This window comes from Rhodococcus zopfii NBRC 100606 = JCM 9919 (assembly GCF_001895025.1).
Taxonomy (GTDB): domain Bacteria; phylum Actinomycetota; class Actinomycetes; order Mycobacteriales; family Mycobacteriaceae; genus Rhodococcus; species Rhodococcus zopfii.
Genome location: NZ_BCXI01000017.1, coordinates 1 through 22,963 on the forward strand (window position 1 = coordinate 1; position 22,963 = coordinate 22,963).

25 protein-coding genes and 1 pseudogene are annotated in these 22,963 nt (G+C 69.5%); 17 read left to right on the top strand and 9 right to left on the bottom strand.

The window, feature by feature from the left end:
• Positions 1 to 17 precede the first annotated feature (17 nt).
• From RZ1_RS12690 to RZ1_RS12710, 5 genes are all read left to right on the top strand, one after another.
• Positions 18 to 800 carry a ParA family protein gene (locus RZ1_RS12690; protein ID WP_072812370.1) on the top strand — a complete coding sequence of 261 codons (783 nt, stop codon included), beginning with the start codon at positions 18 to 20 and terminating at the stop codon, positions 798 to 800.
• 149 nt (positions 801 to 949) lie between these two features.
• A complete protein-coding gene (locus RZ1_RS31290; RefSeq protein ID WP_006933579.1) occupies positions 950 to 1,102 on the top strand; it encodes a hypothetical protein in 153 nt (50 codons plus the stop codon).
• A gap of 133 nt (positions 1,103 to 1,235) precedes the next feature.
• The gene (locus RZ1_RS12700; protein ID WP_238072226.1) at positions 1,236 to 2,306 is read left to right on the top strand and encodes a DUF2637 domain-containing protein; all 1,071 of its coding nucleotides are present in this window, start codon (positions 1,236 to 1,238) and stop codon (positions 2,304 to 2,306) included.
• Positions 2,307 to 2,663: 357 nt separating this feature from the next.
• Positions 2,664 to 3,476: a TIGR04255 family protein gene (locus RZ1_RS12705; RefSeq protein ID WP_083583667.1), complete on the top strand. Its 813-nt coding sequence runs from the start codon at positions 2,664 to 2,666 to the stop codon at positions 3,474 to 3,476.
• An 889-nt stretch (positions 3,477 to 4,365) separates the two neighbouring features.
• A complete protein-coding gene (locus RZ1_RS12710; RefSeq protein ID WP_072812375.1) occupies positions 4,366 to 5,163 on the top strand; it encodes a hypothetical protein in 798 nt (265 codons plus the stop codon).
• 482 nt (positions 5,164 to 5,645) lie between these two features.
• On the opposite strand, the gene RZ1_RS31295 is transcribed toward RZ1_RS12710, so the two are convergent.
• Positions 5,646 to 5,900 (bottom strand): hypothetical protein, encoded by a 255-nt coding sequence (locus tag RZ1_RS31295; RefSeq protein WP_139281823.1) that lies wholly within the window; start codon positions 5,898 to 5,900, stop codon positions 5,646 to 5,648.
• Between the two features lie 570 nt (positions 5,901 to 6,470).
• Between RZ1_RS31295 and RZ1_RS12725 the strand changes: the two genes are divergently transcribed.
• From RZ1_RS12725 to RZ1_RS12740, 4 genes are all read left to right on the top strand, one after another.
• Entirely contained in the window at positions 6,471 to 6,653 is a 183-nt protein-coding gene (locus RZ1_RS12725; protein WP_072812380.1) for a hypothetical protein, read from the top strand.
• A gap of 911 nt (positions 6,654 to 7,564) precedes the next feature.
• On the top strand, positions 7,565 to 8,086 hold the full coding sequence (locus RZ1_RS12730) for a hypothetical protein (RefSeq protein WP_072812382.1): 522 nt from the start codon (positions 7,565 to 7,567) through the stop codon (positions 8,084 to 8,086).
• A gap of 140 nt (positions 8,087 to 8,226) precedes the next feature.
• Entirely contained in the window at positions 8,227 to 8,538 is a 312-nt protein-coding gene (locus tag RZ1_RS12735) for a hypothetical protein (protein ID WP_072812550.1), read from the top strand.
• A 188-nt stretch (positions 8,539 to 8,726) separates the two neighbouring features.
• The gene (locus tag RZ1_RS12740; protein ID WP_072812384.1) at positions 8,727 to 9,587 is read left to right on the top strand and encodes a coiled-coil domain-containing protein; all 861 of its coding nucleotides are present in this window, start codon (positions 8,727 to 8,729) and stop codon (positions 9,585 to 9,587) included.
• Between the two features lie 339 nt (positions 9,588 to 9,926).
• Here RZ1_RS12740 and RZ1_RS12745 read toward each other — a convergent pair whose 3' ends face one another.
• A complete protein-coding gene (locus tag RZ1_RS12745) occupies positions 9,927 to 10,412 on the bottom strand; it encodes a hypothetical protein (protein WP_072812385.1) in 486 nt (161 codons plus the stop codon).
• Between the two features lie 554 nt (positions 10,413 to 10,966).
• On the opposite strand from RZ1_RS12745, the gene RZ1_RS12750 reads away from it, so the two are divergent.
• Entirely contained in the window at positions 10,967 to 11,302 is a 336-nt protein-coding gene (locus tag RZ1_RS12750; protein WP_072812387.1) for a hypothetical protein, read from the top strand.
• A gap of 233 nt (positions 11,303 to 11,535) precedes the next feature.
• On the top strand, positions 11,536 to 11,679 hold the full coding sequence (locus tag RZ1_RS30520; RefSeq protein ID WP_169917939.1) for a hypothetical protein: 144 nt from the start codon (positions 11,536 to 11,538) through the stop codon (positions 11,677 to 11,679).
• 661 nt (positions 11,680 to 12,340) lie between these two features.
• Here the strand turns inward: RZ1_RS30520 and RZ1_RS12760 are convergent.
• The 5 genes from RZ1_RS12760 to RZ1_RS12780 all read right to left on the bottom strand — a co-directional run bounded on the left by RZ1_RS12760 (position 12,341) and on the right by RZ1_RS12780 (position 16,494).
• Positions 12,341 to 12,871, bottom strand: a complete 531-nt coding sequence (locus RZ1_RS12760; protein ID WP_072812552.1) for a DinB family protein — start codon at positions 12,869 to 12,871, stop codon at positions 12,341 to 12,343.
• A gap of 387 nt (positions 12,872 to 13,258) precedes the next feature.
• Positions 13,259 to 13,606 carry a DUF3703 domain-containing protein gene (locus tag RZ1_RS12765; RefSeq protein WP_072812389.1) on the bottom strand — a complete coding sequence of 116 codons (348 nt, stop codon included), beginning with the start codon at positions 13,604 to 13,606 and terminating at the stop codon, positions 13,259 to 13,261.
• Positions 13,603 to 14,118, bottom strand: a complete 516-nt coding sequence (gene lspA, locus RZ1_RS12770) for a signal peptidase II (protein ID WP_072812391.1) — start codon at positions 14,116 to 14,118, stop codon at positions 13,603 to 13,605. Before lspA ends, RZ1_RS12765 begins: the two co-directional genes overlap by 4 nt.
• Positions 14,119 to 14,161: 43 nt before the next feature.
• Positions 14,162 to 16,114 (bottom strand): heavy metal translocating P-type ATPase, encoded by a 1,953-nt coding sequence (locus RZ1_RS12775; protein ID WP_072636216.1) that lies wholly within the window; start codon positions 16,112 to 16,114, stop codon positions 14,162 to 14,164.
• Positions 16,111 to 16,494 carry an ArsR/SmtB family transcription factor gene (locus RZ1_RS12780; protein ID WP_072812393.1) on the bottom strand — a complete coding sequence of 128 codons (384 nt, stop codon included), beginning with the start codon at positions 16,492 to 16,494 and terminating at the stop codon, positions 16,111 to 16,113. Before RZ1_RS12780 ends, RZ1_RS12775 begins: the two co-directional genes overlap by 4 nt.
• 185 nt (positions 16,495 to 16,679) lie before the next feature.
• On the opposite strand from RZ1_RS12780, the pseudogene RZ1_RS31855 reads away from it, so the two are divergent.
• Positions 16,680 to 16,835 (top strand): annotated as a pseudogene (locus RZ1_RS31855) (DUF3703 domain-containing protein); the annotation flags it as partial.
• 153 nt (positions 16,836 to 16,988) lie between these two features.
• Here RZ1_RS31855 and RZ1_RS12790 read toward each other — a convergent pair.
• Positions 16,989 to 17,318, bottom strand: a complete 330-nt coding sequence (locus tag RZ1_RS12790; protein WP_010596926.1) for a cupin domain-containing protein — start codon at positions 17,316 to 17,318, stop codon at positions 16,989 to 16,991.
• Positions 17,319 to 17,529: 211 nt separating this feature from the next.
• Between RZ1_RS12790 and RZ1_RS12795 the strand changes: the two genes are divergently transcribed.
• The 5 genes from RZ1_RS12795 (at position 17,530) to RZ1_RS12815 (ending at position 22,477) form a co-directional block, all read left to right on the top strand.
• Positions 17,530 to 17,811 (top strand): SHOCT domain-containing protein, encoded by a 282-nt coding sequence (locus RZ1_RS12795; RefSeq protein ID WP_072812395.1) that lies wholly within the window; start codon positions 17,530 to 17,532, stop codon positions 17,809 to 17,811.
• A gap of 15 nt (positions 17,812 to 17,826) precedes the next feature.
• On the top strand, positions 17,827 to 19,320 hold the full coding sequence (locus tag RZ1_RS12800) for a multicopper oxidase family protein (RefSeq protein ID WP_072812397.1): 1,494 nt from the start codon (positions 17,827 to 17,829) through the stop codon (positions 19,318 to 19,320).
• 304 nt (positions 19,321 to 19,624) lie between these two features.
• Positions 19,625 to 20,722, top strand: a complete 1,098-nt coding sequence (locus RZ1_RS12805; RefSeq protein ID WP_238072399.1) for a multicopper oxidase domain-containing protein — start codon at positions 19,625 to 19,627, stop codon at positions 20,720 to 20,722.
• Positions 20,719 to 21,984, top strand: a complete 1,266-nt coding sequence (locus RZ1_RS12810) for a ZIP family metal transporter (RefSeq protein WP_072812399.1) — start codon at positions 20,719 to 20,721, stop codon at positions 21,982 to 21,984. The genes RZ1_RS12805 and RZ1_RS12810 overlap by 4 nt, the downstream gene beginning before the upstream one ends.
• Before the next feature lie 46 nt (positions 21,985 to 22,030).
• Positions 22,031 to 22,477, top strand: a complete 447-nt coding sequence (locus RZ1_RS12815; RefSeq protein ID WP_003939293.1) for a Rieske (2Fe-2S) protein — start codon at positions 22,031 to 22,033, stop codon at positions 22,475 to 22,477.
• Between the two features lie 174 nt (positions 22,478 to 22,651).
• Here the strand turns inward: RZ1_RS12815 and RZ1_RS29990 are convergent, their stop codons facing one another.
• Entirely contained in the window at positions 22,652 to 22,954 is a 303-nt protein-coding gene (locus tag RZ1_RS29990) for a hypothetical protein (RefSeq protein WP_139281824.1), read from the bottom strand.
• Between the last annotated feature and the right edge of the window lie 9 nt (positions 22,955 to 22,963).

The window sequence follows — 22,963 nt, forward strand, 5'->3', positions numbered from 1 at the left end:
TGACCGAAAGGCTTGCAATGCAACCGCGCAAAATCGCTATCGCCAACCAGAAAGGCGGCGTAGGGAAGACCGCAACGGCCCTCGGGCTCGCAAGTGCGGTGTCCGCCAAAGGTGGCAAAGTCCTGGTCATCGACGCCGACTCGCAGGGCAACGCAACCAACGGCCTTGGCGTCACCGTTGATGCAGGCATGCTTACCACCTACCACCTGATGAACAGCACGGCGGAAGGAAGTGCCGCGGACGCCGTTGTTGCAACAGAGTGGGAAGGCGTCGACCTCATCCCGGCGGACGAAGAACTGGGCAAGATCGAATCGGACGGATCGAACGATCTCGTGTTCCGCCTGGACATCGCCTTCGAGGGTCTGGACCTAAGCCCCTACGACATCGTTCTGTTCGACTGCGCGCCCAGTCTCGGCAAAGTGCTGTTCGCGGTCCTCATCGCCGCGGACGGGGTAGTGGCCGTCACCGAGCCGACAATCGACAGCGTGCAAGGCGTTGAGAAACTCGACGAAACCATCCGCACTGTCCGCAAACGCGCCAACCCGAAGCTGGCTTTCGACAAGGTAGTCCTCAGTCGGCGCCGCAACACCGGAGAACACATCTTTCGCGAGCAGGAACTTCGGGACAGCTACGGCGATCTCGTAGCTCGCACGATCATTCCGGAGTTGGCGGCCCGCCAGGACGCCCACAGCCTCCGTCAGCCCATCCATCAGTTCCGTGGCGGACGCGCTCTTTCCCTCCAGACCGCATACAGCGATCTCCTTACCGAACTCGCGATTCTTTCCGGAGGCGCACAGTGACGGCTCAACGGCAACCGGCGATCCGCAAGACTCACCCGGCCGAAGACCTCCCGGAGCGGCCTCTCCGGTCGGATGTTGCACCCCTTCCATCTCCCGCGGGGCCGGCGTCGAGCGTCACCGCGGGGGAGCAGGGACCAGAGGGTCTCACCATGACTCACAACACGCGGATCCGCCCCAGCCTCAAAGCGCGGCTTCGCAGGGGAGTGGACAAGCTCCGCTACGAAACCGGGGATCGGACGATCAGCGAGGCGTCGCTTACCGACAAGGCTCTTGAGGAATACCTCGACAAGCACGGACTGTGACCACCGCATGCACGCGTTGCATGTCTTGCATGCCGTGCGTTGCGCGCATAGCTAAGTGCACTGTGGTCAAGCTGTTTGCGCTGCCCACAAGACCCGACCGCAACGGCACTCTTAAAGGAAGAACAACTTCGCCATGAAGGACGATCTCGTGCAGAGTGCACGCCGACGATTGCACTCGAAGACCACGGCCCTCGGTGCTGTTGCAGCGATGACGCTGGTGCTTGCAGCGCTGGCATTCACCCTGTCGTTCGACGCGTTGCGCCAGCTCACCCTGGAAATCGGCGTGCGCCCCGAACTGGCCTGGATGGCGCCGGTGGCACTCGACGTTGCACAGGCCGCCGCCGCCCTTGCCCTCGTTGCACTGGGGACCGACGACGACTACCGCGGTGCCCGCCTGTACTGCAAGGCCCTGGCCACGGGCACGGTCCTGCTCAGCGTGGCCGGCAACGGCTACCACGCCTTCCGCCTGGCCGGGCAGCGGCACGCGCAGGCCGCGGCCGGTGTCGATGTCGGGTACCAGCCGCAACCGGCTGCCATCGCCGCCTGCATTGCCATGATCGTGCCGTTGCTGTTCCTGGCCCTGTTGCATCTGTTCACCACGATCGTGCGGGCGCTGGCCGTCGAACGCGGCCGCTACAACGAGGCGGTGCACGACGCGCACCCGACCGCCCACCAGGAGCCGCCCGCGACTGCACACGGTGCACCCGGGGTGCACGACCCCGCCGTGGATGCACCCGTCGGGCCCGACGTGCAGTACCCCGGTGCACGCGTGCACACCAATGCCTCCATTGTTGCCGCCCCGCCTGCAACGGTGCAGCCGCAAGGCACCGGGCGCCCCGACGAGGAGGCACCGGGGGAGGCCGTCGTGCAGGCCCCGGCCCCGATCGAGGCGCCGCCCGAGCCGACTCTCGCGCCGACGTCCGGTGGCTATCGCCAGACGGTCGACGGCCTACGCGAGTTCCTGGCCGGGTGCACGCTGCGCAGTGAGGAGAAGGAGGTCGCGGCGATCCTGCTGGACCGCCCGCAGCTGACCTATGCGCAGGTGGCCACCGAGCTGGAGGACACCCCGTCCCCGTCCACGGTGTGCCGACGCTGGCAGCGCTTCAAGAACGCCGCCTATGCCGAAGGCTTCGAGATCCCTCCGGTGGTGCTGCTTCCCCTCGACGCGATCACCGCACGCGAGGAGCAACTGGTGTCGGTGTGACCAGGCGCCGATCTGGGCCACGCGTCATGCTGTGTGGCCGCCGCACGGACCGGTCGGTACCCGGTGACGCCAGGACTGCGCTTTCGACTTGTATTCATGCCACCGGTCGGTGCGGGCATTGACCGTCAGATGCAAGTCATCTTGTGGGTTGACCTGGCGGGGAAATATCATCCCTTCCGGTCTGCGTGCGCGGAATGACTGGAGAGGCGTGACCTCCATCGATGCGGACGTCGTGACCCCCGGCGCTTCCTGGGCGATGCGCACACCTCATGGTGCGGCGCGTCCGCCCCGAGATCTCATGGCATGGGAATTTCACCACTTCACCAACCTCCAGAAGTGTGAAGTAAACTGTGAAGCATGGCGCCAACCCCCCATCCCTTCGCCGTCGAAGAGCCGGGCAACATTCCGTTGCCCTCGGCTCCGCTTGTGCGCACCATCGCGCAGATCCGCTTTCCACACCTCACGCAGTTCACGATCAATGAGGATGCGGTGGCAACAGGTATTGCTACGGCGCTCGCCGAGCAGTATCCACTGATGGAGGTCGGCCAGGAAGTCTCTGTGACTGTTACCTCCGAAGGGGCCAGGGAGAACCGTAGCGCCACACGACTGTGGCGTCTTATGAGCGCCGACCGCGCCTGGCAGATCAGTTTCAGTGGCACTTTCCTCAGCATCGACACCACGAACTACGTTCACCGCAGCGACTTCGCCCGCCGCCTCGCCGAGGCGTGGGAAGCCCTGAACCGGCAAGTCTCTGTGCCGTACATTGAACGCCTCGGAGTTCGATACGCCAACCAATTGACCGACCCAGACCATTTGAAGCGACTCCCGGAACTTCTCCGACCGGAGGTGCTTGGTGTCTCAATGGCCCAGGATGCCGAGGCAGCGCTCGTCTCGGCTCTCAGTGAAGCGCAATACCGGTTCCTTGACGGCGGGGCCTTCCTTGCGCGCTGGGGATTGCTTCCAGCAGGCGCGAGTATCGACAGTGCGCGCCCCCCTTACAGCTACTCGACATGGGTGCTCGACATGGATTCGTTTCACGAGTCGGCACCTAATACCCAGCGTGGCGAGAACCTCTACGAGGATGTTCGAGCGTTGGCGCGTCGGGGGTATCAGTTCTTCCGTTGGGCCGTGACCGAGGAGTTCCTCTTAGCCTTCGGAGGGCAGCAATGACCACCCCCACAACAGAGGTTCTCGACTGCCGCGATCCGGTTGCCGAGTACCAGTTCAGTGAGTTTGGAACCAACGCCCCGACGTCATGCAAGGCGCTGCCTTGGCCGCACGCGAGCAAGGCGGGTGCGACCCTTCTACTGACTAGTATCGCCATGCTAGGCGGCTTGAACGGGACTTCAATTGGCGGCCACAACCCTCCGATTGCATCTTTCGTGACAATGGGCCGGACCGAGCGGGGTGAACTTGCTCCACTGGAGGCTCCGACGTCCAAAGCGGTTGTCTCGCGCGTTGTAGGGGATGCTGAGTCCAGAAGTGATCGCGAAGAGGTCACATGGATCAAGGAGCACTCAGGGCTCACATGGGACCAGTTGGGCAAGGTGTTAAGCGTTTCTCGTCGTGCAGTGCACATGTGGGCAAATGGTGGCCGGTTAAACGAATCCAATGCACGCCGTCTGCGGGAGTTCTCGGCGATCGTTCGTCGTGTCGAGTCCGAGATTTCGCAGCCAACACCTGAGAAGGTTCGGGCACGCCTCCTGCAGGTGGAGTCGGACGGTTTGAGCATTGTCGACCGTCTCCGCCGTGAACGTTCCGTCGGCCCGACCTGGGGTGCCCCGTTCGGTCCTGAGCGCCTGGTGGCTGCGGTCCGTGAGCCCCTTCGTACGCAGGTGGGCGGAGTCGATCGATAGTGGTGTGGAGTTTTGGGAGGGTATGCAAACGGCGTCGCGCTAAGGGAAGCGAATCGGATCAGGCGGCAATGGTGGCCGCGCCTGAACTCGGCGACTCGTGTCGCGACTGGCGGCAGGGGGATGTATTTCGGGATGCGAAGTCATTCGTTTTCGACTGGGCTTGGAACCCTCGACCGGTCGAGACAGCGCACGGCGCAGTTGTCGTGAGCCAGTCCTGCGATGCGTCACTGCCGAGCCGAGGCCGCATCCAGATCGCCCCCGTGGTGCGTTTGGAGCATCCCGACGACGTGAGAGAGGCCGCGGCCGGGAAGCGGCCTCAGTACGTAGCCGTGCCGCAAATTGGCTCAGGCTTCTTTGCTGACCTGGATGGAATCACCACGGTGTCCAAGACAGCGCTGCTTTCGTGTGAGCGTGTAGCAGGAGTCAAAACGGACCCGGAGATCCGCGAGTTCGCCTTCTCGATCGCCCGCCGGTTCGGCCGCTTCGCCTATCCCGACGAAGTAGTCGAGTGCCTGAAGCCGCTCACGAAGGCCCTCCAGTCTAAGGCACGCAAGGAGCAGTCACCGCTTGGCCAAGCCTTGATGGGGGTCCACTCGTTCAGAGTGCAGTGCGAGGACTGGGCGAAATCGCCGTATGAACTGACACTCATCGTCATCCTTGAACCCGACCTAGTCCCGTCAGACCCCGACGACATCGGCACGTGCCCGGACGCCCTGACCAATTTGATCGGGAAGACTTCCGCCCACCAGATCAACGCCTACGCGGAGTACCTTACCGGAGACGGCCGTACCCCGACCGAAAACTATTTCGCCTGGCAATATCTCGCGGAGGCCTGGGCGCTCCAGTGTGAAGAAACCTCATCCAAGCAGGGGCTCACTTGCGTTATTAAGTCTGTCACGGCAGAACTCGCAGCGGTCGATGACTTTCCGCTCTCGCGGTACCTGACCACCGAAAGTTTGGACCTTGACTATCTGTCCGACTCGCGCAAACCGATCGGGTAGCGAAGGATCTGCCAACTCGCTCATTAAACGGGCGAACGCCCAGGTTGCTGGGTGCCGGGGCGTTCACCTGGCAGCGTACGACGCCGGTCCGACACCCCGCCGCAGGACACGGGGCGGCGGGGGTGTGTGTAGTGTCGCCAGGGTCGCGCACGGTCCCCTCGGATGTGCGGGGCCCGCGTGCCCCGGCGCTACACCCCCCGTCGCCGGGGCGCCGGCCTATCCGGAGGATGCAACGACCGCGCTGAGGGTGGCTCGCAGGAGGCGGAAGTGTCTCGCCGTGTCGAGCCTCCCTGGGGGTCCGCGTAGTGCGGCGGTCGGTGTCACGTGACGGTCCGGCCCCGGTTCCCATGGCATCCTCGAATCCGTGGTGCGGGGCGGTGGGGGAGTGGCCCGCTATCGTTGAAGGTGTCCTGGCGAAGAGTCGAGGAAAGTGAGGCCGGGAGCCCGCACGTTTTGCGTGGTCGCCCGGTCTTTGCGCTTGTCTACCGCACCCGAGCCGCGCTGACCAGCGAGTCGATCGCGCGCCGCAGCTGCCCGCCGGCGGTGTAGGCGTACGCGATCAGGTCCGCGGCCCACAGCAACTCGTGTGCGTGCGGACGGTCCACCCTCGCCCGGACCGTCGTGGGCGCCCCCACTCGGGCGAGGGCGCCGGTGAGCGCCGCGGGATCCTGCTCGTCCTGGGCACAGGATTCGACCAGGATGCGGCGCGCCCCGAACTTCGTACTGTGCACCGCCAACGCGGCCAGCAACCGGTCACGGACCGGCCGGTGCGGGCGACCGGCGATCGGGGCGGTGAACAGGTGAGCCTGCCGGATCTTCCGGTGTGCGGGCGAAGGCCGCCACGATCCGCCGGTTCTGTCGGGCGCTCGTCGCGGCGGTGCAGCTGATCGGCGGTTGTGCGGCCTCGAGCGTCCGCATCGTCTTGCGGGCGGGGAGCCGGATCCTCGGAAGGCACCACCACCGCGCAGATCAGATAGTCCTTGGTCTTCGCCTCGTCGACGAAGATCTCCACGGTTGGCATCACACCTTCTTCCTCCGGTATCCGGCCCCCGGCATTGTCGCCGATCACTACAGCCCGCCCCGCATCCGCCGGTAGTCCGCGACCTGCCCGGTCCGGACCGGCTTTCCGCCGAGCCCCACTGAATGCCGGGGCCGGTCCTGCCGGCACGACCCACGCACGGCTCCCAACCTGGCCGGAGCCTCCTCGGCGCGCCTGCCCAAGAACCTGTGCCGCCTCGGTTACGATCGCGGCAGCTCGCGAGTCACGGGGCGAGAGCGCCCCCGGTCATCGAGAGGGGGTGCCCGGCATGGAGACCGACGAACAGCTGCACCAGTGGGCGTGGCAGCTGCGCCACGACGGCCACGACTGGAGCGAGGTCGCCACCGAACTCGGCTGCACCGAAGACCTCGCCCGCGCCATGGCCGACCGGCACCGCCGCGACACCGAAACCCAAGCCCAAGCCGACCAGTTCTCCCTGTTCGACCTGTAATCCCCGACCGGAGCAACACCCCCGGCACAGCCTTCAGTGCCGCCGACGACGTCGGTACGCGCCCTGCCGGCGCGCGCACCCGAAGGTCGGATTCACGTCGATCAGGAGAACGCACGCGTACCGCCATCCGCCGCGCCCACGGCGAACCTCACCCGCTGCGGGGGCGGCGGTGGCTTCCACAGGAACTACCTTTGCATGGTGGCGCCCGGCGGAAACGTGGACGTCTCTTGGCGCCAATTCGGGCGTTGTAGCGCTATAACGCGCCGAGCGGGTGCCTCCCAGGCTCCGTGCGCCGCGGCCCGGCCGGAAACACCCTCTCGCTGTGGCCTTTCCGGACGGCAACGGCTTTGCAGACCGGCCTCGCTCGGCTACAGCCTTCCCGCCCCGTGAGAGGATCTGCCGTCGGGCCGTCACCCGGTCAACATGCCCCAGCGACACCGGCACGGCGCAGGGGAGAGGGACGAGCGCGCTGCGCCGCCGGCACGACGGCCGCCGCCTCACTCCAGAGGAAGTGGGGCCCGCCCTGGTGGGGTGTGCAGGAGCCTTCGTGGCCGTGATCTCGTGGCGCGCACCGGCGCGCTTTGCCGACAGGGGTGTCGTCGACCTCGGGCGCGGTCCTCGGTGCGCCTGCGGCGCACGCCGAATCGAGCTCCGCTGCGCTCCGCCCTGTAGAAGGGCTTTCTTTTTCCCTTCTGGCCTTCCGATTTTGACCGGCGGTCCGCTGCGCGCAACCCCTGGGCGCTGCGCGGCCTACGGCCCGGAAAATTCTCTCCTCCGCTGCGCTCCGGCCAGATTTTTCCGTCCCAGAAGTTGCACTCCACGGCCCTCATGCCGGTCCAAATGCTCCCTGCCAGAAGGGCAAAAGAACAGGCGGACCCGCGCCGGTTCTCACCTCCAGCAGGAAGGTCACCATGACCCCGCCGCAGACCCCGAGCTTCCCGAGCTTGACCACCCGCACCACCGTCATGATCGCCGGAGCGTCGCAGGAGGTGCGGCTGGATGTGACCAGCGCGCTGACCGCGAGCGCGGCGGTGTTCGCCACCATCGGCGCGGTGCGGATGGTCTTCACCGACCCGGCCGTCGCCCGGGGCCTGGTGGCGGTGTTGCGCCGCCCCGTCACCGGCGGGTTTCTTATGGCATTGCCCGAGCAGTTCCTGCTGCGCCCGGACCGCTTCACTGCCGACGAGCATGTGGTGACGGTGAACTGGTCCCAGGTGCCCACCTCCAAGGTCACCGCCGGTGGGGCGTTCGATTCGCAGCGTCGCCGTCACGTCCACTGGGTCGACGTGGAGGCCGGGCCGCTGACCTTCCGGTTCTTCGACAAGGCCGGACACGCCGCGTTCGTCGCCGAGCTGGCCCGCACCGTGCAGGTGGCCCGGTCGGTGCTGCTCCCGGCCACCGAGAAGGCCCTCGCCCAGGGCGGTGGCCGCTGACTCCCCCAGTGAGTTGTCCACAGTAGGCCCGGTTCTCCACAGAACCGGCCCTACCGCCTGTGTGCGCCCCGGTCGCGGCCGGGGCGGCCGGGCACACTGGCGTGCACCGAAGCGGTACCGACCAGAAGGAGGACCCGCTCGTGCACACCTGGACCGTCACCTGTGATCCGGCCGTCGCCGAGGCCTCCGGCACCGCCGCCACCGAGGTCGATGCGGTGATCGCCGGCGCCGCCGCACTGCGCCGCCTCGTCCGCGACACCGACCGGGCCGGGGCGCACGCACCGTTCGTGAATCTGACGATCGACGCCCAGGCGCGGATCGGTGTCACCGCCGGCCAGGACGACCCCGGCGGGGTGCTCGAGTGGATCGACGACTACGAACACCACGCCACGATCGCGGCCGCCGTCGACGACTGCCTCCCCGACCTGGGCGGCCTCGACCCGGCGTGCTGACCCCCTCAAGCCGAGGAGGAGCGGCGACCACCGCCGCGGCCCCCGCGAGAAGGAACGGGCGGTGTCACCCGCCCACCCGCGATCGGGGCTGTTCGGCTCGATCGTTTCGTACGTATCATATTACGTATGAAACGGTACGTACGAGGTAGCATCGATCGGGGCTCAGGACGCGAGCGGAGGGCGGGGCGATGACCGAGGGCAGTAGGGGAGGGCGGCGCCGCGAGTACGCCTCGGACGCGGACCGGGTCCGGGCCTGGCGGCAACGGCAGAAGGAGGCGGCCCGCGCCGAGCGGATCGAGGCGGCCACCCCCACCGATCCGGCCGCGGCCGTGACCACCCTCGCCGAGGCGGTGCCGCTGCTGCGACAGGAAACCCAGGCCGCCCTCGCACGCCTGAGCGAGGTGGCCGCGTCGATCACCGCGGCCACCGCGCTGCTGGCCGACCCGGCCGCGCTCGAGGCGCACCTGCGCCGGGTGCAGGCCGACGCCGACAAGGTCCGCGCCGATGCCGGTGCCGAGATCGCCGGGCTGCGCGAGCAACTCGACGCTGCCCTGGACGAGCGCGCCGACGCGGACGCGGCCGCGGCCGCCGCGCTCGCGCAGGCCGACGACGCCACCGCACAACTCGCCGCGGCCCGCCGCGAACAGCGGGACGAACTCGACCGCCTGCACGCCGACCACGCCGCGGCCCTGAATGCGTGGACGACCCGGTTCGAGGACTCGGAGGCGGCGCACCGTCGGCGAACCGCCGACCTCGAGGCCCTCCTCGAACAGCAGCGCGACCAGCTCGCCCGGCTCCGCGCCGACGCCGATCAGGCCGCCGCCACCGTCGGCCGGCTCGAAGCCGACCTGGCCGCCGCCCGCGCCGCCACCGCCGCCGAGCGGGATCGCACCGAGGCCGTGCGCGCCGATCTCGCGGGCGCCCGCGCCGAGACCGCCGCGGCCCGCGCCCAGGTCGATGCCGCCCGCGAACGTGCCGACGAACTGCGCACCGAACTGCGGGAACTGCGCGCTTTCGCTACGGCATCGGACCCGATCGAGCCGCGATAGCCCCCCATCCGGGATGATCCCTGTGTCTGCCGCCCGGCAGTCGAGAGAGCGGAGACCACGTCGCACCGGCCGCCCGTACTGTCTGCGGTGGTACCGAACCCCACCTCGACCGGCGTGGAAGGAAAGGGTGCACGGCACGCCACCTCCCACTTCCACATGGACAGATACCGCCGCTCAGGGAACATTCCGAAATTCCGAATAATCACACGTACTCGCGGACTTGTGGATGTCCAGGAACCGGACTACCTCGATACTGCTCGGAGTGATCCCTCGCGCCGACCGATCCGGTGTGCGCCGCAGCCCTGGTCGGCCGCGACGCTGTGGCGCCGCTCGTACGGTCTATCCGGTTGCGGTATCGGATTCGGGAAATGCCGGTATGTCGAGCAGTCGATCGAGCCAGGCGACCGCCTCGACCAGTGCCCGGATCCGCTCGTCCCGGTCGGCGGCATGGATGACGGGGGCCAGATGGTGGTGCGCTCGGCGGATGTCTCCGGTCAGAACGTCGACGACCGCTGTCCACAGGTGGCATTCCGGTGCGGGTAACTCACCGATCTCGAGGATCTGCCCGTCGGAAGTTCTGATCTTGATGGCGTAGTCGGCGATACCACCCCGGACGAGGGGATCCAGTTTGAGGGCTATCACCTCGGCGGTGGTGGTGACGATCCATTCGAGCACGTCACCGTAGCGGGGCTGGTCGGTGTCGGGAGCGCACACCAGGGAACTCACCGCGTCGGACAGCATCGACAACTCGCCCTCGCCGGCGAAGGTGAGCAGTCGGCCGCCGAGGCCGGCTTCGTGGCAGACATCGCCTGGGTCGTGCTCCATATCCGAGAGTGCCCGGCTGTCGCCGGTCTCACACCTTCGGTGGACCGCTCCCCGATCGGGGAGGGCGGCGGGGGGCGTCTGCGGTGCGGTCGCGTGCGGCGCCGAGGAAAGCCCTCGACCGTTTCGGGCTGTGAGGGGGGCATCGGGACGTTCCGGTCGCCTCACGGTGAACGGCGCACCGCAGCTCCAGCCGAGCGGGATTCTGCGAGGCGTGAGGGTGAGCCCGGGGGACACGGTGACGCCCCGATCCACCCGCGTCGACACCTCGGTGACACCGTCTATTCCGGCAGCGGTGTCGGTCCATCCGTGCGATGGAGGATCTCGTCGCGGTGCGCGGTGGCGCCGGCGCCCACCCGGGCGGGTCCGTACCGGCGCGAAGACGCCCGGACCGGGACGCGGACGGGCGAAAGTCATGACCTCGGGGCATAGAGTGAAGGTGCTGCAGGTGCCGGCAAGTCGGGCGCGACGGTCCGCGGCAGCGGGAAAGACTAAGTTCTCGTCGCGCTGGGCACATTCTCGCGCGGGCGTGGCGGCCGGGAAGGACGGGCCGGGTCATGACCGCGCGACAGCGTCGGACACACGCGAATCGGTGGATCACCGTCGCACTGGAAAACCTGGTCCAGGCACTCGCGGGGCGCTGGGCTCCGGCCGTGCCGGGCACCGAACGCGAGGCGGCGTCGACCGGGTCGGTGCGCCGGCGTGAGGCGGGCACGGTGGACTGGTCGGTGCGGGTGTGCTCGCACCGGGATCCGGCCACGACGTTGGGCTGGGTGAGGGTGACCACCGCGGCCCGGGTGTCCGAGACCCAGGTGCGGGCGGCGGCCACGGTACAGGCTGCACACCTCTACGGCCGCGACGCGGAGATCACCCAAATCCTGTTCGCCGGTTGACCGGTGTGGCGCCCACGGTGGGCAGGTTCTGCTGCTTCGTACACAGCCCCGGGGGAATGTCCCCTCTCGGGGGTGACCGGGGAGATCGGGCGATTCCGGCGGTCGGCTCCGGTTGAGATCCGAGCAGTTCTTTCGGCTTGCGTGCAGGGATCATCGCATCCCCGGGCATGTCACCGGGCCACGCCGGGAATGACGGTGCAGGGTGGCGGTGCGCCCCCGGAGGTGGGACACCGATGCCGATGCTTCTCTATTGCCGCGGCCGGGGTGCGACCTGGTTCACCACCCCTGCCGGGGAGCACCTCGACGCCGGCGCCGCCGCCGAATACGCACGCGGCTTTCTCGCCGGCTGGGTCGAGTACTTGCGCAACCGCCGTTGACTCACGGCAGGGAAGTGGACGTACCTCACTGAATACGAACCAGACGGAAATACAGAAAAAGCCGAATGCTGACGGGCGCTGCGAATCGCCGAAGGGCGAGGCGAGGCTGTTCGACGGGGTGCGCGAGTGGATCGCGGCGGACATCGCGGCGTGACCGACACCGCTCGCGGCGGCGGTCGCCGGTGCCGGATCAGGTAAGCCCTCGACCATCGCCGCGGCGAGCCTGGTCGAGCTGATCGATTCCGGGGAAGCCGAGCCGGTCGATCCGGACGACGAATTCGGACCCGTGTCCTACGACGGTCACGTGTGGGAATGGTCGGACGATACCGAGGCGTACGTGCGGACATAGAGACTCCGAGGGCTGGGCCGGCGAGCGCCACCGATCCCTGTCGCCGATTCCATCACCGTGACCGTGCACGGCGAGGCCGCCGCCGCGTCCCCGGCCACGCGGTGGTGTTCGTCGGCGCCGCGGCCGGCCACGGCCCTCCGGGAACACCTGCTGCACGCACCGGAACTTCTTCGCCGACCGCGCCACCGCCCGAGGGTGGGCCGACGGTCACTCGCAGGTCGGTGGCATCGTCGTCGACCTGGCGACGCCACCCGTCTCGGGGTGACGATCTTCGGCGGGCGCTCACCCGTTGATCTCGGGTGATGGTGCGCGTCATTCGAGGGTGAGTTGCTCGCGGTGGAAGTCGAAGTGCTTGCCCGGGTACCGGTACACCTGTTCGAGGGTCGTCACGTTGGTGAAGAACGGGTCCCAGCGCCCCGGGAAGGCCATGCTGCGCCGCAGATTCGCGTCCGTTTCCTTCGCGAGGGAGCGCTGCGGTGCGGCGATGACACGGTCGCAGTGCCGGCCCATCCGGTGACGGTCGAACACGGTGGCCGCCAGGCACGACCCGCGGTAGTTGATCTCGTGAAACACCGGGGCCGCCGCGTCCGGGGCCCGCGCGAGCAGCTGCCCGACACGGTCGGGTAGCCGGGAGAACACCCGAACCAGCACCCGCAGTCGACGCACCACCATGTAGCCGAACACCATGTGGAACAGCAGCTGTTCGTTGGTCCAGCGGGTGCCGTGCGAGCGCCGATCGAGATCTGTCGCGGAAGCGGTGTCGAGGAGTTCGTGCAGCGTCCGCCGGGCGCGTTCGAGGTCGGCGGCGATCGCCGTGCGGTCGACCGGCCGCTGGTCCGTCATGGCTGCCCCCGCGGTCTGTGTCATCACGAACCGGGTACGGCTCATTGTCCGCCCGGACCGGATCCCGGGCGGCAGCGCGGGGGTGATCAATCCCCGGACCCCGAGCGCCAGGCAGCAGGGCCGAGGAGCCCGACCCAGTCGTCGGGCACGATGACCAGGCCGAGGCGGCGACCACGCTGATCACCACGAGGGCGAGGAAGCAGAGGTACCAGCCGGCGACGATCTGTCACGGCCGCGGCCGGCCCCGCTCGCCGAGGCGACGAACGACACCGGTCAGCGCGATGTCGTCGATGTCGGTGCCGGCGAACACGCCGGCCGCGGCGGCGAGGGTGCCGATCACCGGCACCACCTGCGCCCGCTACGCGCGTGCGCCCGATCCCATGCGGTTCAGGGTGTTCCGGCGAGGATGCGGGCCAGATCGTCCGGCATCGGCCTCGGGGTCATCAGCCCGGCACCGGAGCGGCCGGTGTTGCCCTCGGGGTAGCGGCCCGACGCGGAGCCGGGGGCGGCGACGATGATCCGCACCACCTGCCCGAGGGTCTCGCGGCGGTCGCGTCGGCGCAGCGCGAGGACGAGCATGGCGAGATGGTTGCGGGTGTGCGGCCACGGGTAGGGCTGGGACAGGATGTGGGCGCGTTCGAGGTGTGCCCACCGGGTCGTGTCGTCCGCGGCGGTGCGGGCTGCGGTCATCTCGTCGGTGTATGCGGCCTGGATGGGCACGGGCATCGAACTCATGAGGTGGCCTCCTCCCGCGTGCCGGCGGATCTGCTGTCGACGAACAGTGAGACGAGGAGCAGAGCGACACCGCAGGTGATGAAGGTGTCGGCGAGGTTGAACGTCGGCCACCAGCCGGTGTGGAGGTAGTCGGTGACCTTGCCGTCGACGAGGCGGTCGATCACGTTGGCGGCGGCCCCGGCGGAGATCGCCGCGAACCCGATCACCGCCGCCGCGGAACTGGTCGGTGCGGTACGCCAGGCGTAGACCGCGATGCCGGCGGTGACGGTCACGGTCACCGCGACCAGCACCGGGGTGGGCAGCTGGTTTCCCAGGCTGAACGCGACCCCGGTGTTGTAGGTCAGGCGCAGCTGCAGCATCCCGAGGTCGATCACCCGGCCCCCGGCCAACACGGCCCGGATGAGCGGCTCGACGATCAGGGCGGCCGCCGCCAGCACGGCGGTGGCGGCCACGCACACCGTCCGAGCCCGCCGCCGCCCGGGGACCGGTGTGGTGACCGGATCGCCACTCACGCGTGGGCCCTGTCCGCCGGTGCCGGGGTGGCCGGATCGCCACTCACGCGTGGGCCCTGTCCGCCGGTGCCGGGGTGGCCGGTGCCGCGGTGGTGAGGGCGCGGACGCGGCCGGCACGGACACCGTTGGCGATGACCACGATCTCGGCGACCTCGTGCACGAGCACCACGGCGGCCAGGCCGAGGATCCCGGACAGGGCCAGCGGTATCAGGACGGTGATGAGGGCCAGGGACAGGCCGACGTTCTGCCGCATGATCGTCCGGGACCGGCGGGCGTGCGCCAGGGCCTGCGGCAGGTGCCGCAGGTCCTCGCCCATCAGGGCGACGTCGGCGGTTTCGATGGCCACGTCGGTGCCCATCGCGCCCATCGCGATGCCGAGATCGGCGGTGGCCAGGGCCGGGGCGTCGTTGACGCCGTCGCCGACCATCGCGGTCGGCCGCCGGGTGCGCAGGTCGGAGACGATGCGGGCCTTGTCCTCCGGGCGCAGGTCCGCGTGCACCTCGTCGATCCCGGCGTCGACGGCCAGGGCGCGGGCGGTGCGTTCGTTGTCGCCGGTGAGCATCGCGACCCGGTAGCCGCCCCGGCGCAGACCGGCGACCACCTCGGCCGCCTCCGGGCGCAGTTCGTCGCGGACCGCGATCGCCCCGAGCAGGTGGTCGTCGCGTTCGATCAGCACCGCGGTCGTGCCGGCGTGCTGCATGCGTTCGATGTCGGCGGCCAGCTCGCGCGCCTCGATCCACCCGGGCCGCCCCAGCCGCACGCCGGCTCCGCCGATCCGCCCGCTCAGCCCGGCGCCGGTGACGGCGTCGACCTGCTCGGCGGGAGTCACGGAATCGGCGGCGGCGAGGATCGCCGCGGCGAGGGGGTGTTCGCTGCGGGCCTCGAGCGCCGCGGCCACCGCGAGCACCTCGCCGCGGGTGGCGCCGTTCGTGGTGGCGACGTCGACGACGGTGGGCCGGTTGCGGGTCAGGGTGCCGGTCTTGTCGAGGGCGATCCCGCGGATGCGGCCGAGGGTCTCGAGGGCGGCGCCGCCCTTGACCAGGACACCGAGTTTGCTGGCGGCCCCGACCGCGGCGAACACGGTCACCGGGACCGCGATCGCCAGCGCGCACGGCGAGGCCGCGACCAGCACGACCAGGGCGCGTTCGATCCACACCCGGGGATCCCCGAGCAGGCTGCCGACGGCGGCGATGACCGCGGCGACCACCAGGATCGCCGGGACCAGGGGCCGGGCAACGGTGTCCGCCAACCGTTGGGCGGCGCCCTTGCGGGACTGTTCGGCCTCGACGATCTTCACGATCTTGGCCAGCGAGTTGTCCTCGGCGTCGGCGGTGACGGTGACCTCGAGGACGCCGGTGCCGTTGATGGCGCCGGCGAACACCGCGTCGCCGGGGCCGGCCTCGACCGGGACCGATTCACCGGTGATCGCGGAGACGTCCAGTGCGGTGCGGCCGGCGATGATGGTGCCGTCGGTGGCGATCCGCTCCCCGGGTTTGACGACCATGATCTCGCCCAGTCGCAGCTCCACCGGCGGCACCGTCTGTTCGCGGCCGTCGCGGACCACGGTGGCGGTGTCCGGGACCAGGGACAGCAGCGCGCGCAGGCCGCGGCGGGTGCGGGCCACCGAGTACTCCTCGAGGCCCTCGCTGATCGCGAACAGGAACGCCAGCATCGCGGCTTCCTCGACCTCGCCGAGCAGCACCGCACCGACCGCGGCGATCGTCATCAGGGTGCCCACCCCGATCTTCCCGTGCGCCAACCGTTTCACGGTGGCGGGGACGAAGGTGTAGCCGGCGATCAGCAACGCCAGCGCATACAGTGCCAGCTCCGCCACGTCGGGTCCGCCACTCCAGCCGACCACCAGCCCGGCCACCAGCAGCACCCCGGCGGCGGCCGCGGCCCGGATCTCGGTGACCTGCCACAGCTTCTCCGGCTCGTGCTCCTGCTCGCCCTCGGGGCGGGGTTCGTCGTGGCCGCAGCCGCACGCCTCGCTCACTCCGTCACCCCCGGTGCGCTGTCGGTGCTGTAGTTCGGGCACAACGCGACCGCGTTCCCGGTGGCCGCCAGCAGGGTTTCCGCCGAGGACAGCAGATCCAGCAACTCCGGGCGGGTCAGCGAGTAGAACACCTGCCGGCCCTGCGGGCGGCCCTGCACCAGCCCGCAGTCCCGCAGGCAGGCCACGTGCGCCGACACCGTCGACTGCGCCAACCCGAGCTCACCGACCAGGTCCGCCACCCGCGCCTCTCCGCCGGCGAGACGACGCACGATCGCCAACCGGGTTCCGTCCGAGAGACTGTGGAACAACGCCACCGCGGCATCGAGGCCCGCTCCGGCGCAGGTGGACAACCTGCACCCGAGCCCATTATTGATCGTCATGCAACGATGATAGCCGGTCTGTATCGATGATTTCTGGGGCGTCGTGGCAGAGGGGACGAGTCGGTGACGCGCTCACCTCCCGGACTGGGGGTTGTGCGTGAGGCCGCACGAGGCGCAGATGGCTGCCGCCCGCCCGGGTCGACGAACACGAGGTTCGAGGGCGGCACCTCGAGCGGGCCCCCATCCTGTCCCAGCCGTATCCCTGGCCCCACACCGGCAACCACGTCGCGATGTTCGTCCCGGCGCTGCGCCGACGCGACCCCCGCGAGGCCCTCGGGCAGGTGGTGCGGATCATCGTCGCCGCCCCGGCTCCGCGGCGGGCCGCCATCCCGAGGGCGACACCCGGCCGCGCCGGCGCCGGGCCGACCGCCCCGATGCCGATTCCCGAGGACCTCGCCGCCGCGGCGCGCCCGCGGCCCCGGGCCGACCGCCCGATGCCGATTCCCGAGGGCCTCGCCGCCGCGGCGCGCCCGCGGCCCCGGCCCCGGCCCCGGTCAGGTCTTGGCCACGGTGAGCAACATCGCGCAGTCCTCCAGCGCGTCGAGCCGGTGCCGGGTCCGGGGAAGGACGAGAAGGTCACCGGTCATCGCGTCCCACGAGGCGTCGCCGCTGCTCACGCGGAGCCGACCCCGCAGGACGTAGACGGTCGCCTCGCCCGGGCTGCCGTGCTCGCCCATCGACTGCCCACCCATCAGCGCAATGACCGTCTGCCGCAACGTCTGCTCGTGGCCGCCGTAGACGGTCTCAGCGCTCCGACCGCTGGCGGCGGTGGCGGCATGGGCCATGAGATGGCGTGCCACCGCGATCAGCGACTGCTTCCTCATCGCACTCCTCTCCGTGCCGCCGCCCGGGCGCCGCCGCACCCCGCCCCTCACGGTAGAACCCTCGGGTGGCCGGCACACCGCACTCGGCGCCACATCCGGCAGCACCGGACCGCACATTCTCACTGCCCGTATGCCCCGGGGCGTATCGTGAGGGCAGGCCGGGCACACGGTGGCCGGTCGATCTGGCCCTCCCGGAAAGGAATCTGCGGTGATGCCCTACGGAAACTGCGGCTGGGGAATGAACGGCGGCTGGGGGATGTGGCTGTTCGCCGCGCTGCTGCTGCTCGGCCTGGCGGTCCTGGTGGTGCTGGCGGTCCGGTTGCTCTCCCGACCGTCCGGTCCCGGCGGCCACTTCGCCGCCCCCAGCAGCACCTACCCCCCTCCGCCGGGTGAGGGCCGGGCCCGGCAGATCCTCGAGGAGCGGTACGCCAGAGGCGAGATCGACTCCGAGGAATACCGTGAACGACGGCGCGTGCTCGACGGCCACGACTAGCTCGAAGGCGCGCTCATGGAACCGATCAGCAGACGGCGGGCCCTGCAGTTGGGCGCGTTGGGTGTCACCGCCACCGCCGCCGGCGGGCTCGGACTGGCGTGGCAGTCCACCCGAACGCCCCGACCGGGGACCGTCTCCGCCGCCGCATGGGTTGAGGCACCGGTGCTGGCCGGCAACGGCGGCGCGCTGTCCCTCGACCTGGAGGCGGCACCGGGACGTTTCCCACTCGCCGGAATTCGGGTTGCCGGATTCGGGTTCAACCACGGCGTGCCCGGCCCGACCCTGCGGGTGAGTCCCGGGGATCGGCTGCAGGTCCGGCTGCGCAACCGGCTGCCGCAACCGACCAATCTGCACCTGCACGGTGTGCTCGTCTCCCCCTCCGGCAACTCCGACAACCCGTTCCTGCGGGTCGAGCCGGGCACCGACTTCGACTACGACTACCGGTTGCCGGACCACCATCCCCCCGGGGTGTACTGGTATCACCCGCACCACCATCACCTGGTCGCCGATCAGATCTTCGCGGGTCTGTACGGGGCACTGATCGTGGAGGACCCCGACCCGATCCCGACCACCGTCGAGCGGGTCCTGGTGCTCTCCGATCTGAGCATCGACGACGCCGGGACCATCCCGGCGCCGACCATGATGGACCGCATGCTGGGGCGAGAAGGGGCCCTGATCCTGGTCAACGGACAAGTGCGGCCCACCGTGACCACCCGCCCCGGCGCCCGGGAACGGTGGCGCATCGTCAACGCCTGTGTCAGCCGGCATCTGCGACTCCGACTCGACGGGCAATCCCTGCGGCTGATCGGCCTGGACTCTGGTCGTTTCCGCGAACCCCGGCCCGTGCAGCAGATCGACCTCGCCGCCGGCAACCGTGCCGACGTGCTGATCGACACCACACCCGGATCGGCGCAGCTCCGTGCCCTGCCCGTCGACCGCGGCACCCTGAGCATGATGGGCATGATGCGACGCGGCGGTGCGGACATGCCCGGTCCAGAGTCCCCACCCCAGCCGGATCCGAACGGCACCGTTCTGGCCCACCTCGAGGTCACCGGGCCGCCGACGATGTCACCGGCGGCGATCCCGCCACAGACCCCGCCGCGGGATCTGCGCGGCGAACCGATTGCCGCCACCCGTACATTCGTCTTCGGCACCGGCATGGGAATGGGCATGGGAACCCACAGCGGCGGGATGAGCTTCACGATCGACGGCCGCACGTACGACCCCGACCGCACCGACCACACCGTGCGACTCGGCACGATCGAGGAGTGGACCCTGGTCAACGACTCGCCCATGGATCACTCCATGCACCTGCACGTGTGGCCGATGCAGCTCACCTCCGGCGCCACGATCGCAGAGCCCCACCAGCAGGACGTGATCGACATCCCGGCTCGCAGTCGCCTCACGGTGCGCGTCGCATTCGACGACTTTCCCGGCCGCACCGTCTACCACTGCCACATCCTCGACCACGAGGACAACGGCATGATGGGCGTCATCGAAGCCCGCTGACCCCGCGAGCCCCCCTCGGTCACCGCCCAGCATTCGACCTCGAGGATTCCAATCCACGCGACGGCGATCTTCCCAAGGTGCGACCAGCGCCTCGGCGCTGCCGTCGCCGCCAGGCCGGGTCGCGCTGCTGGCCGCCGTGGCGATCCGCACCCGGCAGGAACGCACCAGCGGGCCGGTGACCCGCGGCGCGGGAACGCCTCAGACACCCCGCTCACCCCTGTCCCACCCTTGGTTTTGCATCATTGAAGTATTGATTTCGGTGTGCCAAACTTTTTGATGTGCTTCGTCTTACTCGCATGGTTTCGTGTGCCCGGACAATGTCGCCGACGGCAATCTCGTGAACGCCCCGACCCGCCGTCAGGTGCTCTTCGGGGGAGCATTGGCGGGGTCCGCGGGCCTGGTGCTCGGTGCCGGGGGGATCGCCCGATCCGCGGACCGGGTAGCCCAGGAAGGCGGCCCCGCGGCCGGACACGGCGGGCACAGCTCGAACCCGGCCGCGCACGGCGGCGGAATCAACGGGCCCACCTTCCGGCTCGGTCGGCAGGTGGACCACTCCGCCAACGGGTTCCACCCCAACGCCATCCTGCGCGACTTCGATTACGGCACCGTCTCGGTCCTGCCGGACGGTCGCACCCTGCGGGAATGGGAGATCTTCTCGAGCGACGAGGACATCGAGATCGCGCCGGGAATCACGTTCCCGGCGTGGACGTTCAACTCGCGCATCCCCGGGCCGTCGCTGCGCTGCCGCGAAGGGGACCTGCTGCGGGTACGGTTCACCAACGGATCCGAGCATCCGCACACCATGCATTTCCACGGGATCCACCCCGCCGAGATGGACGGGGTGCCCGGGGTGGGGCGCGGTGTGATCGAACCGGGCGAGTCGTTCACCTACGAATTCGACGCGATCCCGTTCGGGGTGCACCTGTATCACTGCCATGTGAGCCCGCTCGCCGAGCACATCGCCCGCGGCATGTACGGCACCTTCATCGTCGACCCACCCCAGGACCGGCCGCCGGCGGACGAGATGGTGATGGTGATGCACGGGTACAACACCACCTTCGACGGCGAAGGCAACCAGCTCTACGCCGTCAACGGCATCCCGTTCCACTACATGCACGAACCGGTCCAGGTCCGGCGCAACGAGCTGGTCCGGATCTATCTGGTCAACGTCCTCGAATACGACCCGGTCAACAGCTTTCATCTGCACGGCAACTTCTTCGACTACTACCCCACCGGCACCCGGCTCGAACCGTCCGAATTCACCGACACCGTGGTCCAGGCCCAGGGCCAGCGCGGCATCTGCGAACTCCGATTCCCGTACCCGGGCAGATACATGTTCCACGCACACAAGACCGAGTTCGCCGACCTCGGCTGGATGGGATTCTTCGAGGTGTCCGAATGACCCCGAACCCCCACCCCACACCGGCCGCCACCGGCGACCGCATCGAGAGCCCCGACTCGGGGGACACCGGCACCGCCCCGGCACCGGCCGCACCCGCCGGCGGGCGGGGCCGCTGGATTCCCGGCGCCGGTGTCGTCGCGATCATCCTGGCCGCCCTGACCCTGCTCGCGCTCGTCGCCGGGCAGACCCTGCCCGAACGCAGCGGCCCACCCCTCGAGAACATCGCCGTCGAACGCACCGTCCTCGAGCCGGGACGCATCATCCTGACACTGCGCAACGTCGGACCCGACCCGGTGACCGTCGCGCAGGTGGTCGTCAACGACGTCTTCGTCGCCGCCACCGGGGCCGACGACGCCCTCGGCCGCTTCGACTCCGAGCGGATCGTCCTCGACTACCCGTGGATCGCCGGGCAGCCCTACCTGGTGTCGCTGCTGACCTCCACCGGCCTGGCGATCGAGCACGAAATCCCCGCCGCGGCACCGACGCCGACACCCGGGCCACGGTTCTTCGGCCTCATGGCGCTGCTGGGCACCTATGTCGGCATCATCCCGGTGCTGCTCGGCATGCTGCTGCTGCCCGTGCTGCGCCGCGCCCGCCCCGCGCTCGTCCAGTTCGCCCTCGCCGTGACCGTCGGCCTGCTCGCGTTCCTCGCCTTCGACGCCACCGCCGAGGGCATCGAACTGTCCACCGCCACCGGCGGCGCGTTCGGCGGTCCCGCACTGGTCGGGGTGGGGGCGACGCTGTCGTTCCTGACCCTCACCGGGGTGGACCGCTACCTGCGCGCCCGACGCAAGCGCGCCGGCACCGCCGATGCCTCCGCGCTCCGCCTGGCCGCGATGATCGCGCTCGGCATCGGCCTGCACAACCTGGGGGAGGGCCTGGCGATCGGATCCGCCTACGCGGTCGGCGAGCTCGCCCTGGGCGCCTTCCTGGTCATCGGCTTCACCCTGCACAACACCACCGAGGGACTGGCGATCGTCGCACCATTGACCCGCGAGCGCACCTCGGTGCCGGCCCTGCTCGGGCTCGGGCTTCTCGCCGGTGCCCCCGCGGTCCTCGGGGCGGTGCTCGGCGCCACCGTCGTCAACACCGACGTCTCCGCGCTGCTCCTCGGGGTCGGGGCCGGGGCGATCATCCAGGTCATCGTGCAGATCGCACCGACACTGCGGGCCGGGCGCCCCGGCGCGGCGCCGGTCGTGCTCGCCGGCATCGGAGCAGGTCTGACCCTGATGTACCTGACCGGTCTGGCCGTCCCCGCCTGACCGCGTCCCGAGGACCCGGTCCGCCCGCACACCTGGAGGAACGTTGGTGTCCACGCCCCTGCCCCGGCGCACCGTTCTCGCCGCGGCCTGCACCGCCGGCTGTCTCACCGCCGCCGGATGCTCGTCGACGCAACCGCGCCAGGACGAGAGTGCACCCGCCGAGATCACAGCATCCGAGGTGCCCGTCGGCGGCGGAATCGTCCTTGCCGATACCCAACTCGTCATCACCCAACCCGAAGCCGGTGTGTTCCGGGCCTTCTCCGCGGTGTGCACCCACCAGGGCTGCACGGTTTCGGAGGTAACCGACGGGTTCATCGGCTGCCGGTGTCACGGCAGCCGCTTCTCGATCGTAGACGGTTCGGTCATCCGCAGCCCCGCCCCCGAGCCGCTACCCGCTCGCACCGTCACCCGCACCGGAGGTGTTCTCACCGTCAACCGATCCGAACAAATCACTGACCGCGATCGGCGGGTTTTCGTCCGCTCGGGAGAATGAAGCCGCGTGAACCACCTCGGTCGCGGACGCGCCGGTAGTGTGTCCCCCACTCAGACTCGACGCAGGCGTCCTTGGTGGCGCACATGTCACCGGTCGACTGCGCCGCTGTCGACGGTGCCGTGCCCGTCCCAGCCGTGCCAGTTCCATTGCCGGTCGTGCCAGCGCGGTCGGCGATCAGATCGACCAGACCTCACGGATCGCCGCGACCAGGGCTGCGGTGTCGTTGTCGGCCACCGGGCCGCCGGCGAAGCCCCACCGTGTGTGGGTGCGGTCCCCGAGGGTGTTCCCCGCGGCGAGCTGGCCCTGCGGCCCGGCGCCGGGTGCGGGAGTTGTTCTTCGGCGGCGGCGATGCTGCGCTCGAGGGCGCGGACGCTTGCGGCGCGGGCGACGTGGCCGGCCTTGGCCTGCGCCCCACGACAGCGAACCTTCGCCGGGTTGTGCGATGCACCGTTGCCGGTATGCCCGAGGCCGGCCCACCGATCCTTG